Below are 14,832 nucleotides of genomic sequence, written 5' to 3'. Positions count from 1 at the left end.
TCTTTTTTGATGCATGTTTACAGGGAAAGCTCTCTTTGCGCCCGATCCAGCCATTCATTCACAAGCTCTGTAAACAGAAGCGGCTGCTCAATCTGCAAGTTGTGCCCAGCACAATCGAGTGCGGCAAAAGAAGAGCGAGGATAGCCTTCGATGATATCTCAAATATCGCGATAGCCGACAGAATGATCTTGTTTGCCCACAACAAAAAGACTCGGGTGGGGAAAGGGGGCCGTATCCAATGGGAAGGACACACCATATGACTGTCTGATTTTACTGAGGAAAGAAGGGTCAGATAGCATGTAGCCGTCGACAATCTCTTTTTTATAGCGGTTCCACGTATATTCAGTAGCTACTACCGCCATCGGCTCAAACTCCGCTCGCTCCGTCTCACTCAACTTCTCCCAGAGAGAAGGCTCCTCTATTAAGACGGGTTTATCCGGCAGTGTGCGCTTTTCTTTATCAGGAATGACGTTCGGGCAGATGAACAGGGCGCCCTTCACTTGATCCCGGCGCTTCTCGATAACTGCTCGTGTAAGATATCCGCCGTATGATTCACCCGCAATGAAAAAGGGTTCACCTGGAATGAGCTGATCGATGAAAGCGAGGACAACCTCCACAATATCGTCCGTGGTGTGGATATGTTCGTAGTTTTCCGTTTGTCCCATTCCGGGCAGGTCTATGTAAAGTCGTCGGTATCCTGAGCGTTTCTCAAAAATTGGTTCCAGACAACCAGTCATGCAGCGGTGATCAAGTGAAAAACCGTGAATCATCACGACAGGAAAACCGCTTCCGATCTCCTCATAATAAAGGTTAACGCCATTGACTTCGCATCTCATAAAAAGCCCCCCAACGACATTTACGTCAGATTGTTTCGAAAGTTCGGAACGTACGTTCTTATTATAAGTGATTTGTTACATATTTCAAGGATGAAAAAACACACCCACAACGAAAAACGTCAATGGGTGTGCCAAAGGGCTTCCTATTCTTCTGTTTCTTCCAAGGTGCAAATTGCGCTTGGGCGCTTGATCCGCAATACAACGCACTCATATACACGGAACAGACTGTTCATTTGCTCGTCTCCGAGGAATGCGGAGTCGAAGTCTTCTGCAATCGCCAGGTCGAGATTGTGGCGGCCAGTCGCTACCAATACGCCGGAACGGCCTTTAATGGTAGGAGATTGGAAGACACCATCTGTAACGAGATTGCGAACATGCTCGATCTCAAGCACGTTGGTGCCTTTGTGCACGCGATGCAAGAGGGAGTAGAGCTCAGGAGAAACAACAAGTGCATACGGACCGCTGTGGCCCATTTTCAACAGCTTGTTGCGCGCTTCCACGATATCGGCAAACGCATTGCCAGATTCCATCCAATCACTCTTCAGATGAGTGAGGCGGCCTTTTACGTTCATCAGACCAGGGAGATCGAATTCAGCAGCACCGTTGAAGATCAGATCGTCTTCCATCAGTGCACCACCAGCAGCTGCGTTGGCAGCCGCGCTCATGTCCAAAGGCATGCCCAGTGTGCGTGCTTGGGCAACATCGCGCCAGTAGAGCATGAAATCCTTATAGAGGATTGGGATCGTCATGCTGACACGGCGGCTAGGCTGTGTCATTTCCAGGGATTCTCCGCGCAGGGAGAGACCGCCAAAACGCGATTCCTCATATACATCGTTGGTAATGGTTTGGATGCCTTCACCCAATGGTCCATAAATATCGATAAAACGACGTCCTACCAGCTGGCGGCGAGCCATGTCAACGACAGTTGCGTCCAGTTGGTTCCATTCTTCAGTCGTCAAGGGAGAGTCTGGGTATTTGCGAAGCTTGTCCATAGTGTAACCTCCATGTCATTTCAGGATTTCCGATTCGCTACATTCCTTTCAAGCTGCCAACTGTCAGTCCTTTTTTGCCAGAAACTGCAGGGGCGGAATGCTTGATCACGGAAGCAACACCGTGAGGAGCGGAAGCCGAAGCTTTCAAATGATCTACCTGATGAATGTCGTGCCCCTCATCGTGATCAGTGAGATCAGGATGAGCCGCATCAGAGAATCGTTGGCTCATGCTCGCCATGATCTCTTTGACTGTCAAATAGTCTGTATGCGTCTTTTCACGCATGCCATCCAGGAGCTGACGTGTTTCGTCATCCTTGAATTCATACAGAGAGAGCTCCAGATGCTCGCGGAAATTGTGCAGTCCAAAACGTTCCAGATTCACATCGGACAACATTTGCGAGAGGTCGCGATCACTTAGCTGATCCAGGCTTTTTCCTGAGGATAGTTTCTCCAGGTAGGGAACCAATTCCTGCAAGCGACCCATGCGCTGTTCTTCTTCTTCCAAAATATGATGGTAGTAGAGACGAGTATGCTCGTCCGTTGCCGCGTCGATAATCGGCTGGATAACACCCATGAAGCTGTTGATATAACCTTTGGTGCGATCAAAAATGGCGTGCAGCTGTGTAATTTCTTGCACCCTACGCCACCTCCTCATTCACAATCTATTTTTTCATTATAACGTTGGAAAAAACACCCGGGCAACACCTATGTACAATTTCCTATGATTACGAAGAATATGGTGCGGTGTAATTTGGAAAAGAGGGCGGGAGTGCTAGAGCGCCGTGGCTTTGCTTAGGGGCTTCGTTTCTAGTTTTGTTTTTTGACAAAAAAGTTATCATGGAGAGTATTGTCAAAGGCAATTGGGAATGATAATATTTATCAATAAGAGTGATATTCATTATCAATTAACATTCTGAGAAGAAAACATAAATCCTACATTACCTAAATTTAAGGAGGTAACAAGTTATGTCATCCATTTTAGTAATAGGCGGAGATCGCCTGGGTAATATTATCGAACTTCTGCAAGGGCAAGGCTTCAAGGACATTCACCACGTAACTGGACGGAAAAGCTCGCAAACCGGGGTGAAAATTCCGGCTGGCATCCACATGATTTTGGTGTTGACTGATTTCGTCAATCACAACTTGGCCAAAACAGTGAAAAACCAAGCCAAAGATCGCGAGCTGCCCATCGTTTTCTGCAAGCGTTCGTGTTCTGCGATTGCCAAAGCTTTTGATCTCACTGCGTAAATACATACTCTCCAGATCGGGCAGACTACCTTCGTGAGTCTGACAAACGGAGGAATGACGCATGGAACAGAATCGTTTGGGTGAACTGCCTATCGCACAGCTTACGGCCGCTCAGCTGCAACAATTAAAACAGGCAGAAGAACAAATCAACACAGAAGGTCCAAATATATATCTTATTGCATTAGAGAAGCAATCCCCGTCCTCCTAGACGGGGTTTTTTTGTTGAATCGTTTGCTTCTCACTTGAATACGTATTGCTCCAGTTGCACTTTGAGGGCGTCAATCCCGATGGCGAAGCCCAAGCATTGGCTGGATTGAATGATGAATGCATTGAGGCCAACGACTTCCCCATTCAAATTAATGAGTGGACCTCCGCTATTACCTGGGTTAATGGCAGCATCCGTCTGAAAAATTTCTTCGTACATTCGCTTCGCAACCTGTAAGCGGCGGTTTTTGGCACTGATGATTCCCGCTGTCACAGAATTTTCCAAACCAAGTGGGGAACCACCTGTCGCCATACAGACAAAATCAGGGGCAATTTTCATTTTAGTGAAAAGACAATAGATGCAGGCAAACCTCTCGATTTTTCTGACTAGAGGCAGTGTCTGTTGCTTCCGCGTCAACACGTTGGATAAGTGTGCATACGAGCAATCGCCGTTCTTTTTCATTAGCGTGCATCCAAATGAGATTCCAATTGGAAAGCGCATCTAGATCTAGCGGTTGTCCTTTTTTCTGTTCTTTTACAGCCATCTCCAATGCACTGATTTTCTCTCGTAAGGCAGGGAGAGTAAGGAATCCCTCTTCATAAGCTTGTTCCCAGCGCTGCCTCCGAATTTGCAGCTGTTCCTCGGTTTCTTTCGCGGGAGCGCGGGAATTCGTCTGTAACACAGTCTGATACACTTCCTTCAACGTAGCGATTGACTCTGGCGAATGCTGCATCAGCTCGTGTACAATGGCTTTTTCTAAGCGATCCTCACGTATGGCAGGAGCATCACACGTACCGGTAAGCTTGTTTTTACATAAATAGTAGCGGTGCGTGTAACGTTTTTCCCCTTTTCCCGTGATTGTGGTTGTTTTCCCGCGCATAGAGGAGCCGCAACGCGAGCAGTACAGTAATCCGGAAAAGAGGTAGCGGGAACTGAGAATACGGGGATGGCTTGTTCCGCGAGCACTCATCCGCTCCTGTACACGCGAGAAACATGGATTATCGATGATGGCTGGGTGAGTCGCCTCTTCGATAATCCATTCCTCCGGGTCATTCCGTTGTTGATCGGCGTCGGTGTAATTCCAACGCAACGCACCATGATAGACCGGATTTTTTAACAGTCGAAGTACGGCACTTGCACTCCATGAAGCGCCATTTTTCCCGCGCAATCCGGAATAATTCGCCCATTCAGCGATTTCGCGTGGGGATTCGCCTCGATCATAGCGCTCGAACATGCTGCGTACGTCAGCTGCTTCCTTTTGATTCACGACCAGCGTTCCTCGTACCAGATTGTATCCATACGGTGCAGGTCCTCCTGGTCGTTTTCGTTCTCTTGCCATCTGGCTCATCCCCAGCTTGACCCGTTCCGCCAGGTTTTCCCGTTCCCATTGTGCGAGGGCAGCTACTAAGGTAATAAACAGTCGCCCGATTGCCGTAGTCGTATCATATACCTCGGTGCAGCTTTTAAAGTGTACCGCATGTCGATCGAACTCCTGTAGGAGCTGATACAGATCAAGGACAGAGCGAGTAAGTCGATCGAGTCGATAGACGAGAACAACATCGATTTCACCCGTTCGGACATCCTGCAGGAGCTGACCAAGTGCGGGGCGATTCGTATCTTTGGCACTCACGCCTTCATCTGAGTAGACTGCATGGACTTCCCAACCTTGGGAGTGAACATACGAGAGCAGCTTTTCCCTTTGAGCGGGAATCGAAAATCCTTCACGTGCCTGATCCTCCGTACTGACACGAATGTAGACGGCCGTTCGCATCGCCCGCCCTCCCTTCACCTTGGGTTGCTAGAGTGTACAGCAAAAGGGAGGAGCTTATGCCTGACCGCAAATAAAAAACCCCGCTTATCCGTCTTGGACAAGTGGGGTTATGCTACATCCATTTTTGACCCCATTCGTGAATGGAATCAATGACAGGACGCAGATCTTTTCCTTTTTCGGTCAATTCGTATTCAATGCGAACCGGGATCTCTGGGTACACTTTGCGCTCCAAAATCTCTAGCTCCTCCAGCTCTTTCAGCCTTTCAGAGAGCATTTTATCGCTCATATGCGGAACCATTTCGCGGATATCTTTGAAACGTACAGTCCCACGTAGCAACACATGAATAATCAGGCCGGTCCAGCGCTTTCCGAGGACGTTTATTGCACATTCATATTTTGGACACATGTGTTCGCCAGAAAAATCTTGACTCATATCGGCGTCACCTCTATCTAGCAGCATTATTGTTGCCCTTTATTCTAACAGATAAGCTTGAAAAAAGTAAGTAACGAAAAGTTGGAATGACACTTTGTCAGTGGCTGAGAAGTCAAGCCCGTTTTCATGGACAAATGTTTCCCTATAAGGTGTCCACACATACACTAATCGCGAAATAAGAAGCGAAGAGGGTGTTACGATGCTTTCAAAACGGGTAATCGGCATTTTAACCTGGCGGGAGGGTGTACGCTTTGAGGAACCAGATTATTTGCGAAAGCTGGTTCAAACAGGGCAAAAGCTAGGCGCAGAAATCTACCTGTTTTCGCATCAGGACGTCAATGTTCCTGCCAGAAAGATCAAGGGCTTCATCCCAAAACCGAACGGGGGCTGGATAAGTAAATCTTTCCCTTGGCCAGAAGTTGTAATCGATCGGTACCGACGTAGGGTAAAGGAGTATATCCGGCTGCGGAATAGCGATCTGTTTTTCTTTGCAAACAGTCCGTTCAGTAAGAAATGGAGAGTGACGAATCTGCTCGCTTCCGATGAACGCGTCAAACGCTGGATTCCGGAGACGCATATTTACGAAAAAGGGATGGTCCGAAACATGCTCGCACGCCATGGACTCGTCTATGTCAAGCCAGGCAATGGCACAGGGGGAAGAAGCATCCTCAGAGTGAAGAGCAGCGGCAAGGACTATAGCCTCTCCGGACGTGACAAAAAGCATAACCATCATGTAACTCGGATTGATACGGTGGAGGGCGTGGAAAAATGGGTCAAAACGTGGGTGGAGGAGCAACGCATTCGCGATGGCAATTTCCTGGTGCAGCAAGGTTTGGATCTGGGACTGCTACGCAAGCATGTCGCCGATGTACGGCTATTGATTCAAAAGGACGAGCGTGGGGAATGGGTGGTGACAGGCTGCGCAGTACGTATGGGGGACAACGGCAGTGCTACTTCCAATTTGCATGGGGGAGGCAGAGCGATTCCCTTTGAATGGTTTATGTCCAGGCGATTTGGAGAGGAGCGGGGAGAACTGATCAAACAGGAATGTTATCAGCTTGCTCTCGATGTAGCAAACACGCTCGAGGATTATTTCGGTCGCATGATGGAATTCGGTCTGGATATTGGGGTGGATGTGGACGGACGTGCGTGGTTAATCGAAGTGAACCCCAAGCCGGGGAGAGAGGTTTTTCGCCAGATGGGTAACATGGAGCTATACAAAAAGGCGATCGCTCGTCCCGTTCAATTTGCGCTGTATTTGGCCCGGGGCTAGGCTCGTTTTTTGTCTCTTTGAATACAGATGGAGAACCGACGCTGATGACCCATTCTCCTACTTTTGTATGAGAAGAGTTGCCTAGTGGCAGCGGATATAGCTTGCAGTCTGCATCAATTTTGATGACGGCGTAATCCCGGACTCGATCGGCTATAATGCGTTTGGCTTCAAACACCCTACCGTTATATAGCTTCACGAAAATGTTTTTGGATTTGCCGATGACATGCTCGCTCGTCAAGATATACCCTTTCGGATGAAAAAGAAATCCGGAGCCAAAGCTTCGTTCCGTGGGTGGTGAATTATCCTCTTGATCAATGAGGCTGCGAATTAACGAATCCACGTCTTTGGAATGGGGAGCATCCTCGGTCACGATGGAGACTACTCCTTCTTGAACTCGCTCGACAATGGGAACGAAGAAATTGAATGGGTGCAGACTGCTGCTGCTCACAGGGTACTTTACCCGCGTATATTGGGACCATTTTTTACTTTTCACCGATCTCTCCCCCTACAGCAGATAGGTATGTATCATCTTATGGGGAGTGGAGAGGGAAGGGACGCCCAATTTCTAGTCACATGAAGGATATATCATTAATTTTGATTGATATAATAAAGAAATAGCATTGGTATAATTATTTAAATGCATTTATAATAACATGTAGTTAAAGAATATTTTGAACATAAAGGCTAAGTCCTAGCCGCTAGAGAGAGAAAAAGAACGGTAACGGAGGATGCGAAGAGATGGATGTTAAAACGATCATACTGGGTTTCTTGAGCTATGGGGAAATGAGTGGCTACGATATTAAGCAAGCGTTTACAAACAGCATTGGATTCTTTTATGACGCTAGCTTTGGTGCTATTTATCCAGCATTGCGCAAACTGGAGGAAGAAGGCTTCGTAACGAAGCAAGAAATCATTCAGTCTGGCAAGCCGAACAAGATTTTGTACCGTATTACAGAAGCCGGAAAACAATCTTTCCGTCAAGAAATCCAGACGCCTATCTTGCCGCCAGTATTGCGTTCAGATATGCTGGTTAAGATTTTCTTCGGCAAGAGCCGCACGATCGACGAACAAAAGGATTTGTTAGAGGGCTGTTTAGATACGCAACGTCAATTGCTCCAACAAAGTAAGGCCTCTTATAAAAAGCTGGAAGTGAATTTTGACGAATATCAACGTTTTTGCTGGGAGTATACCATTCATCATCTGGAGTCAACGATTTCCTTTATGGAACAAAAAATGACTTCCTTGTTGAAACAACCAGCTTATTCTGTTTAGCCACATAAAGCGAAGGGCTCATGTCTTGTGAACAATGAGCCCTTCGCTTATTTTTATTTATTTAAGGTTTTCTGGATTGAGGCATTCGAGCTCTGGTACAACGAAACGTCCGTCTTTGCGGATCAGGCGATCGTCAAACCAAATTTCTCCACCGCCCCACTCAGGGCGTTGAATCATAACCAAGTCCCAATGCACGGAGGATTTGTTTCCGTTAAACGCTTCGTCGTATGCCTGTCCTGGTGTAAAGTGGAAGCTTCCATCGATTTTTTCGTCGAAGAGGATGTCTTTCATCGGGTTTTGGATGTACGGATTCACACCAATCGCAAATTCCCCAACGAATCTGGCACCTTCATCAGTATCAAAGACTTCATTGATCTTCTCTGTATCGTTGGCAGTTGCTTCGACAATTTTGCCATCCTTAAAGGTCAGCTTGATATTGTCGTAAGTAAAGCCTTGGTAAGGAGATGGCGTGTTGTACGCAATCGTACCGTTGACGGAATCACGGACAGGAGCAGTGAATACTTCTCCATCAGGGATGTTGGCTTCACCTGCACATTTGATTGCCGGGATATCTTTGATGGAGAAGGTCAGGTCGGTGCCTGGCCCTACGATACGTACCTTGTCGGTTTTCTCCATCAGCTCGACCAGGCTGTCCATGGCTTTATCCATTTTGCCGTAATCAAGGGTACACACTTTGAAATAGAAATCTTCGAAAGCGGCGGTGCTCATATTAGCCAATTGAGCCATAGATGCATTTGGATAGCGAAGCACAACCCATCTGGTATGCGGTACGCGAATATCCAGTACAGGACGCGCTAACAGCTTGGAGTGCAGTTGCATTTTGTCTCCAGGCACATCAGAGAGCTCACTGATGTTGTCTCCGCCGCGGATGCCAATGTAGCAATCCATTTGCTTCATGAAAGCCACATCTGCTTCACGCATGATACCCAATTGTGTTTCGTTGGCACCCATCAAAAGTTCGCGCTGAACGGATTGGTCGATCAGTTGAACAAACGGATTTCCCCCAGCTTCGTATACCTTGGCAATTACGGCTTTTGTCAGATCGGTAACGTCGCCAATGGAGTAAATTAAAACGTTTTCACCAGGCTTGACAGTCACTGAATAATTGACGAGGACGTCAGCCAGTTTTTCAATTCGTGGATCTTTCATAGGAAGGGGATCCCTCACTTTCCATATCATTCTTATCCATTGTACACAACTCAAACAGAAAAAAGCTACCCACTGGCGAGGGTAGCTTACGGAGGAAACGCGCTTGAAGGATTCGGTATTTCATGTATATGCAAGGACCTGCTGAATATGGCTATATCTTCGGGGAAGAAAGATTAGTCGCAGCTGCACCCGATAATAACCAGCAGGATGAAAAGAATCAAAACCAGAGTGAAGCCGTCGAATTCTCCATTAAAGATGCCGCTCATCGAATAAACATCCTCCTCATATGTGTGTTAAGCCTCTTGTGCTTACATCTACAACATATGGGTGATCGCATAGGACCGAACCGGGCATCCGCCCATTTTTGAGAAAATTGTTTTGGGAATCTCTCGTTTTTCCTACTCTTGCCATTCTCGATGTTTATTATTCTGAAAAGCAGGAAAAGCTAGAGGATACCAAAAGACTTTGCAAGTATGAAAGGATGTTTATGTGATGCAAAGATCATTATCGAGCCTGCAGCATGATTTGGTCCAAATTACGATTAATGTTGGAGAAGACTTTAAATCCATTGTGTGGAAAGCGCAGTACGATATGGACTTCAATACAGAATGTCTGTTTTGTTTTTCCGAGCAAATTACTGGCTACCGTGTAGAAGATGAAGACGGAAAAGCAGGGAAAGTCGCTGTTTGTCCGCATTGTGAAAAAGTAAACGCCATCTACGCTTGAGATTGAAGTTTGATCGCAAAGGAAAGACGATGCTACTTGTTGGCATCGTCTTTTTCGTATGTTTAAGTTGTTGCAAGTTTTAAAAGGTACCGATGAATACATAAAGCTGGTGAGAAGAAAAAGCACAGGGCAGGTGGCTCTGGCTCGACGGTCCCCTTTTTGAAGTGGAGACGGACAGTGAATCCCCCATGCTGGCGTGTCAGAGTCAAAGAGAACTGTGCTTTTTCTTCTCCTGCACTATGTTGACTCTAAGTCTATATCTGACTCTATATCCACCAAGTACCACCTACTCTTTAGCAGGATTGAAAGGAGGATTCTCGAATAGTATGAGAGGCATACATAAGTAGATATAGGGGTGAACACCGTGCAAAAGAAATGCAGCCGCTGCGGGAACGAAATGGAGATCGAGCTGCGCAACGTCGTGTACCGGAAACGGGTTAAAATCATGAATGTACCTGTACACGTCTGCGTGGACGAAGACTGCGACCATTCCCAAGTGGTAGATGTGATTAAGGATGATTTAAAGTCACTCATGGAGGAACTGGGCCAACATCCGCAGCGCCAGGCAGTCGAATTCGAAGAGATGTCAGAGTTATCCAACTTATTGGTATTGATTGCTAATGAGAAGGTGAATTCGACCGTAAGAGAATTACTTGGTGAAAAAGTCAACGAGCTATTGGATCTGTTTTTGTTGGCGCAGTCCCTTGGCGATGAAAAATGGATGCTGGAGCTACGCGAACGTCTCACGAAAATTATGGTATAAGGATAAAGAGATGCCTGTAAGAAGGTATCTCTTTTTTCATTTCACCACTGCACCGCAAATGTAGACTTTGCTGCTTGGACTTATGTATACTGATAGGCACATAAGATAAGGAGAGATGAATCATGTCACAAAAACAGCTTCACTCCATTGAAGAGCTGGATGAGTTCGTAGCGAAAAATGGGAAAAAGCTATTGTTTAAGCATAGCACAATTTGCCCAATCAGTACGTCCGCTTATGAAGAGTTTCAGGCGTACTTGCTGGACAATCAAGTGGAATCTGCGGTCATTCTGGTTCGAGAGGATCGCCCTGTCTCCAACGCCGTAGCGGATCGTTTTTCCATCAAGCACGAATCCCCGCAAATCTTTTTGCTGGAAAACGGTGAAGTAAAATGGCACACGTCTCACTGGAAAATTACAAAGGACGCGATTGGCCAGGCGCTCAACGCGTAATCAAAAAGCCGGGACACCTTATAAGCGAGGTGAATCCGGCTTTTTGCATGGAGAAAAAGAGGGCTGGAGAGACTATTCCCAGAATAGCTCCAACTTGTCTCCACTTTTCAATTCTGTCTGGAAGTTGGCTTGTTCGCCGTTGACGAGCATGACGAATCCGGAGATGCTCTCACGGTCGGGCTTTTCCAAGGAAACATCGACAAAACGGAAGACGTCGCTAAACACAGGTGTAGACGCAGGTGAGGATTTTACCGTGATGTCGGAACCTTCACTCACGGGATCAGAGGCATTCGCCGCTTTTCCGTCTACGGTTATCGTTACCTGTGCGACAGGCAAAACAACCCGTTCACCGTTGAAGTGTACGATCATAGTCTCCTGTACCCATTCTTCCAAGGGGATGACATCTTGTATGGAAGGGGCAGGGACTTCATTCAGCCGATATACGAGGACATCACCTTGTCGGACGATATCTGTCAAAGCTGCTGGTCTTCCGTTCAGCTCGATCACCTCAATACGGGACGGGATCGAATAATCTTGTCCATTCACAGAAAATCGCAAGCCTGATTCCGCTGACGTTTTTAGTTCTGCGAGTTCCAGTACTTCATAGACGGTGCGTGGAAGGTGGATGTCCACTTCGGCACGATCAGAGATCAATGTATCGAGAGTAGCAACCGCTCCGTTAACATGTACGACTGGACCGAGCGAGTAGGGACGGTCATTGCAGATCAATTCAAGCGTGTCCAGCTCATCGAATAAATCTTTGGCAAACACGCGTGCATCATCGCCATTTGTACCTGCCACTACGGTGATTTGGTCCCCGTCATTGATTGGCGTGTCGAGACTGACGCTCTCTCCGTTGCGCTCAATCACCGGCGCCGTCCCATGACCACCCGGAATCATTTTCATCCGTCCGTTTACGGTGACTGTCATCGCCAATCCGGGGCGACCATACAGACGGCGGATATCCAATCCAGATGCAATGAGCGCATCACCCAAAGTCATTTTTCGCAAATCGAAAATGCGCACAGGAGCATCATTGACCGTAACAGTTACATAACGCAATGGATGACGGCGCGCAGCAACAGCGATACCGACTGGCGTTACGAACTCAGGTCCACTGAGCGCAGGATTGTCTCCGACGTACTGCTTGATCGCATCGCCGCCTCTGACAGCAACACGGGCGGCAGGAATATTCAAGACCTGAGCGACTTTTCCAGTAAGCCCAGGGGTGAGGCTGCCGCCGCCGATCAGCATGACCGCTTGCGGAGCTTTTCCATTGAGCTCCAATATTTTAAAAGCAATTTTATCGGCGAGTTGCTGGATGTCTGCTTCAATCGCACTCGTTACCTCGGCAGCGCTCATCGTATGCTCCATGCCGAGAATGTCGGTGAAGGTGACAGACTCCTCGGTGGATAAGAGACGCTTCACTTCTTCTGCCATCGGAAAATCCATGAGAAAGGCGTTCATGAGCGCATCCGTGATTTCATCGCCTGCAACAGGTACCATGCCGTAAGCGGTAATCGCCCCGTCCTCAGTCAGCGCTACGTCAGAAGTACCTGCCCCGATGTCCACCAATGCGATATTCAGGCGGCGCATGGTCACAGGAATCAGGACATTAATCGCCGCAATAGGCTCAAGTGTCAATGCCTGCATTTCCAAATCGCATCGTTTCAGAGCAGCAATCAACGAGTCGACAACCACGCGTGGAAGGAACGTTGCGATCACATCTGCGCTGGCTATGTCACCCCGCTGGTCAATTAGACTCCCAATCAACTCTCCATCCAGATGGTAATTGACGACGCTGTAACCGACGCAGTAATAGCGGGTAACGTCTTGATCTTTTAGCTCTTGAGCTAATGCGGCTTGGGCTTCCTGTACAGCGGAAAACTCCAAAGCGACAACATCTTCACGCGAGATGAAGGCATGTCTAGCTAACGGCATGTCCACACGAACGCGGCGGGTGCGCAATGACCGACCGGCAGCAGCGACCGCTACCTGATGCAGTTTTCCATATTTTCCCTCCAGTTCATTTTTTATTTGTTGAATCACCTTAGCTACGGCGACAATATCGTGAATTTGCCCATCGAGCATGGAGCGTTCATCGTGCTCTCGAATTGCGCAGTCCAATACTCGGTACTGCTCGCCGGTCGTTTCCACAATCAGGCCGACGACGCTGCGCGTTCCAATATCTAATGAAAAAATAAGCTCAGGGGCTGTGATGTCAGACAAAAGTAGGTCACTCCTTGTAAGAGGTTGTTCAAAAAGTCTTTACAATACTTATCGGTGATTTTGGACTGTATCGGAAAGGAACAATCACTTTTAGCTAGAACATATATCCAAAACTATTCGATTCAAAAGGGAAAGAATCCTGTCGAATCAAGGAATCTTCTTCTGTTTGACGAATAATTGGAAAAGATAAAAAAACAGAAAAAATTTACTTTCGCGCTTTTTGGCGCTAAACTGCTGACAAGGGTGTTTGAATCGATTATAATTACCCTAATTTATCGATAAATCCCTATATAAAAAGAGGAGAGTGGAGAGAGATGGCACACGATCAAATCGAAACCATGCGCAAGCAGATAGACGAGATCAACCTGCAAATTCTTGAATTGATCAACAAACGAGCAACCTTGGTTCAAGAGCTCGGCAAAGAAAAAGAAAAACAGGGCAGCAACCGTTTTGACCCAGAGCGTGAGCGCCAAATGCTCAATCTGCTCGTTGAAAATAATAAAGGTCCTTTCAATGACAATGCGATTCGTCATTTGTTCAAGCAAATTTTCCAAGCTTCATTAGTTCTGCAAGACGACGATAAGAAAAAAGTACTCCTCGTTAGCCGTAAGAAACAGGCAGAGGATACAGTTATCACTGTAAAAGGTGTTGAATTCGGAGGGAAAAATCCGATTCTCATCTCAGGTCCATGCTCCGTGGAAAGCTACGAGCAAGTAAGAGCAGTAGCAGAAAACCACGCAAAACGCGGACTGCGCACACTGCGCGGTGGTGCGTACAAGCCTCGTACTTCGCCATACGACTTCCAAGGTCTGGGTGAAGAGGGCTTGCAAATCCTCAAGCGTATCGGGGATGAATTCAACCTCGTAACGATCAGTGAAATCGTGACGCCAGCAGATCTTGAGATGGCGACGAAATACATCGATGTTATCCAAATCGGTGCTCGCAATATGCAAAACTTCGAACTGCTGAAGGCGGCAGGTCGTGTGAACAAGCCGATCCTCTTGAAGCGTGGCCTCTCTGCTACGATTGAAGAGTTCATCTACGCGGCAGAGTACATCCTGTCCGAAGGTAACACACAAGTCATGCTGTGCGAGCGTGGAATCCGCACATATGAAAAAGCGACACGCAATACGCTCGATATTTCTGCAGTACCGCTCCTCAAGCAAGAGACGCACTTGCCAGTGTTTGTAGACGTGACGCACTCTACAGGTCGTCGTGATCTGCTCTTGCCTTGCGCGAAAGCAGGCTTCGCAGTCGGTTCTGATGGAATCATGGTAGAGGTTCACCCAGATCCAGATGTGGCACTGTCTGATGCGAAGCAACAGCTGAACATTCCACAGTTCAACGAGTTCGTTGATGAACTGCTCGCTTCTGGCCTGTACAAAGGCGAGAGTGTAGCAACGAGAGCATAAAAATACCTTTCTGGTACGTTTTGAGGGTCCTTCCTGCGCGCGGGAGGACCTTT

16 protein-coding genes and 2 pseudogenes are annotated in these 14,832 nt (G+C 47.4%); 8 read left to right on the top strand and 10 right to left on the bottom strand.

Annotation, left to right across the window (positions count from 1 at the left end; translation table 11 throughout):
- Positions 1–17: 17 nt before the first annotated feature.
- The 3 genes and pseudogenes from ACQ5DJ_RS24070 to ACQ5DJ_RS24060 form a co-directional block, all read right to left on the bottom strand.
- Positions 18–836 (bottom strand): annotated as a pseudogene (locus tag ACQ5DJ_RS24070) (alpha/beta fold hydrolase).
- Positions 837–979: 143 nt separating this feature from the next.
- Positions 980–1,828, bottom strand: a complete 849-nt coding sequence (locus ACQ5DJ_RS24065; protein WP_007721249.1) for a family 1 encapsulin nanocompartment shell protein — start codon at positions 1,826–1,828, stop codon at positions 980–982.
- Positions 1,829–1,865: 37 nt separating this feature from the next.
- The gene (locus ACQ5DJ_RS24060) at positions 1,866–2,465 is read right to left on the bottom strand and encodes an IMEF encapsulin system ferritin-like cargo protein (protein WP_429844621.1); all 600 of its coding nucleotides are present in this window, start codon (positions 2,463–2,465) and stop codon (positions 1,866–1,868) included.
- Between the two features lie 329 nt (positions 2,466–2,794).
- On the opposite strand from ACQ5DJ_RS24060, the gene ACQ5DJ_RS24055 reads away from it, so the two are divergent.
- Together ACQ5DJ_RS24055 and ACQ5DJ_RS24050 are read left to right on the top strand one after the other, a co-directional pair.
- Positions 2,795–3,076, top strand: a complete 282-nt coding sequence (locus ACQ5DJ_RS24055; RefSeq protein ID WP_016742090.1) for a DUF2325 domain-containing protein — start codon at positions 2,795–2,797, stop codon at positions 3,074–3,076.
- Between the two features lie 61 nt (positions 3,077–3,137).
- Positions 3,138–3,284: a hypothetical protein gene (locus ACQ5DJ_RS24050; RefSeq protein ID WP_429844620.1), complete on the top strand. Its 147-nt coding sequence runs from the start codon at positions 3,138–3,140 to the stop codon at positions 3,282–3,284.
- Positions 3,285–3,314: 30 nt separating this feature from the next.
- On the opposite strand, the gene ACQ5DJ_RS24045 is transcribed toward ACQ5DJ_RS24050, so the two are convergent.
- From ACQ5DJ_RS24045 to ACQ5DJ_RS24035, 3 genes are all read right to left on the bottom strand, one after another.
- Positions 3,315–3,593: a S1C family serine protease gene (locus ACQ5DJ_RS24045; RefSeq protein ID WP_429844619.1), complete on the bottom strand. Its 279-nt coding sequence runs from the start codon at positions 3,591–3,593 to the stop codon at positions 3,315–3,317.
- A 28-nt stretch (positions 3,594–3,621) separates the two neighbouring features.
- A complete protein-coding gene (locus ACQ5DJ_RS24040) occupies positions 3,622–5,052 on the bottom strand; it encodes a recombinase family protein (RefSeq protein ID WP_429844618.1) in 1,431 nt (476 codons plus the stop codon).
- Positions 5,053–5,164: 112 nt separating this feature from the next.
- Positions 5,165–5,485: a winged helix-turn-helix transcriptional regulator gene (locus tag ACQ5DJ_RS24035; protein WP_017250460.1), complete on the bottom strand. Its 321-nt coding sequence runs from the start codon at positions 5,483–5,485 to the stop codon at positions 5,165–5,167.
- A 199-nt stretch (positions 5,486–5,684) separates the two neighbouring features.
- On the opposite strand from ACQ5DJ_RS24035, the gene ACQ5DJ_RS24030 reads away from it, so the two are divergent.
- Entirely contained in the window at positions 5,685–6,758 is a 1,074-nt protein-coding gene (locus tag ACQ5DJ_RS24030; protein WP_429844617.1) for a YheC/YheD family protein, read from the top strand.
- Between the two features lie 37 nt (positions 6,759–6,795).
- On the opposite strand, the pseudogene ACQ5DJ_RS24025 reads toward ACQ5DJ_RS24030, so the two are convergent.
- A pseudogene (locus tag ACQ5DJ_RS24025) lies at positions 6,796–7,098 on the bottom strand (S1C family serine protease); the annotation flags it as partial.
- A 398-nt stretch (positions 7,099–7,496) separates the two neighbouring features.
- On the opposite strand from ACQ5DJ_RS24025, the gene ACQ5DJ_RS24020 reads away from it, so the two are divergent.
- On the top strand, positions 7,497–8,030 hold the full coding sequence (locus tag ACQ5DJ_RS24020) for a PadR family transcriptional regulator (RefSeq protein ID WP_047071910.1): 534 nt from the start codon (positions 7,497–7,499) through the stop codon (positions 8,028–8,030).
- A gap of 57 nt (positions 8,031–8,087) precedes the next feature.
- Here the strand turns inward: ACQ5DJ_RS24020 and ACQ5DJ_RS24015 are convergent, their stop codons facing one another.
- Positions 8,088–9,200, bottom strand: a complete 1,113-nt coding sequence (locus tag ACQ5DJ_RS24015; protein ID WP_429844616.1) for an aminopeptidase — start codon at positions 9,198–9,200, stop codon at positions 8,088–8,090.
- Between the two features lie 173 nt (positions 9,201–9,373).
- Positions 9,374–9,466, bottom strand: a complete 93-nt coding sequence (locus ACQ5DJ_RS24010) for a YjcZ family sporulation protein (protein ID WP_017250455.1) — start codon at positions 9,464–9,466, stop codon at positions 9,374–9,376.
- A 226-nt stretch (positions 9,467–9,692) separates the two neighbouring features.
- Between ACQ5DJ_RS24010 and ACQ5DJ_RS24005 the strand changes: the two genes are divergently transcribed.
- The 3 genes from ACQ5DJ_RS24005 (at position 9,693) to ytxJ (ending at position 11,138) form a co-directional block, all read left to right on the top strand.
- Positions 9,693–9,926, top strand: a complete 234-nt coding sequence (locus ACQ5DJ_RS24005; RefSeq protein ID WP_015892416.1) for a hypothetical protein — start codon at positions 9,693–9,695, stop codon at positions 9,924–9,926.
- A 364-nt stretch (positions 9,927–10,290) separates the two neighbouring features.
- A complete protein-coding gene (locus ACQ5DJ_RS24000) occupies positions 10,291–10,689 on the top strand; it encodes a hypothetical protein (protein WP_429844615.1) in 399 nt (132 codons plus the stop codon).
- 122 nt (positions 10,690–10,811) lie between these two features.
- Positions 10,812–11,138 carry a bacillithiol system redox-active protein YtxJ gene (ytxJ, locus tag ACQ5DJ_RS23995; protein WP_144613536.1) on the top strand — a complete coding sequence of 109 codons (327 nt, stop codon included), beginning with the start codon at positions 10,812–10,814 and terminating at the stop codon, positions 11,136–11,138.
- Positions 11,139–11,210: 72 nt separating this feature from the next.
- Here the strand turns inward: ytxJ and ACQ5DJ_RS23990 are convergent, their stop codons facing one another.
- Positions 11,211–13,367 (bottom strand): cell division protein FtsA, encoded by a 2,157-nt coding sequence (locus ACQ5DJ_RS23990; protein ID WP_429844614.1) that lies wholly within the window; start codon positions 13,365–13,367, stop codon positions 11,211–11,213.
- A gap of 314 nt (positions 13,368–13,681) precedes the next feature.
- On the opposite strand from ACQ5DJ_RS23990, the gene ACQ5DJ_RS23985 reads away from it, so the two are divergent.
- Entirely contained in the window at positions 13,682–14,779 is a 1,098-nt protein-coding gene (locus tag ACQ5DJ_RS23985) for a bifunctional 3-deoxy-7-phosphoheptulonate synthase/chorismate mutase (RefSeq protein WP_429844613.1), read from the top strand.
- Positions 14,780–14,832 lie beyond the last annotated feature (53 nt).

The organism is Brevibacillus sp. FIR094 (assembly GCF_050477165.1).
Lineage (GTDB): Bacteria > Bacillota > Bacilli > Brevibacillales > Brevibacillaceae > Brevibacillus.
Note: the sequence above shows the minus strand (reverse complement) of the source record. Positions and strands in the feature narration are given on the sequence as shown.

Coding starts and splice junctions, on each gene's coding strand:
- ACQ5DJ_RS24015 (WP_429844616.1), bottom strand. CDS start 9,200: ATGAAAGATCCACGAATTGAAAAACTGGCTGACGTCCTCGTCAATTAT.
- ACQ5DJ_RS24020 (WP_047071910.1), top strand. CDS start 7,497: ATGGATGTTAAAACGATCATACTGGGTTTCTTGAGCTATGGGGAAATG.
- ACQ5DJ_RS24010 (WP_017250455.1), bottom strand. CDS start 9,466: ATGAGCGGCATCTTTAATGGAGAATTCGACGGCTTCACTCTGGTTTTG.
- ACQ5DJ_RS24050 (WP_429844620.1), top strand. CDS start 3,138: ATGGAACAGAATCGTTTGGGTGAACTGCCTATCGCACAGCTTACGGCC.
- ACQ5DJ_RS24055 (WP_016742090.1), top strand. CDS start 2,795: ATGTCATCCATTTTAGTAATAGGCGGAGATCGCCTGGGTAATATTATC.
- ACQ5DJ_RS23985 (WP_429844613.1), top strand. CDS start 13,682: ATGGCACACGATCAAATCGAAACCATGCGCAAGCAGATAGACGAGATC.
- ACQ5DJ_RS24065 (WP_007721249.1), bottom strand. CDS start 1,828: ATGGACAAGCTTCGCAAATACCCAGACTCTCCCTTGACGACTGAAGAA.
- ACQ5DJ_RS24040 (WP_429844618.1), bottom strand. CDS start 5,052: ATGCGAACGGCCGTCTACATTCGTGTCAGTACGGAGGATCAGGCACGT.
- ACQ5DJ_RS24035 (WP_017250460.1), bottom strand. CDS start 5,485: ATGAGTCAAGATTTTTCTGGCGAACACATGTGTCCAAAATATGAATGT.
- ytxJ (WP_144613536.1), top strand. CDS start 10,812: ATGTCACAAAAACAGCTTCACTCCATTGAAGAGCTGGATGAGTTCGTA.
- ACQ5DJ_RS24005 (WP_015892416.1), top strand. CDS start 9,693: ATGCAAAGATCATTATCGAGCCTGCAGCATGATTTGGTCCAAATTACG.
- ACQ5DJ_RS24045 (WP_429844619.1), bottom strand. CDS start 3,593: ATGGCGACAGGTGGTTCCCCACTTGGTTTGGAAAATTCTGTGACAGCG.
- ACQ5DJ_RS24030 (WP_429844617.1), top strand. CDS start 5,685: ATGCTTTCAAAACGGGTAATCGGCATTTTAACCTGGCGGGAGGGTGTA.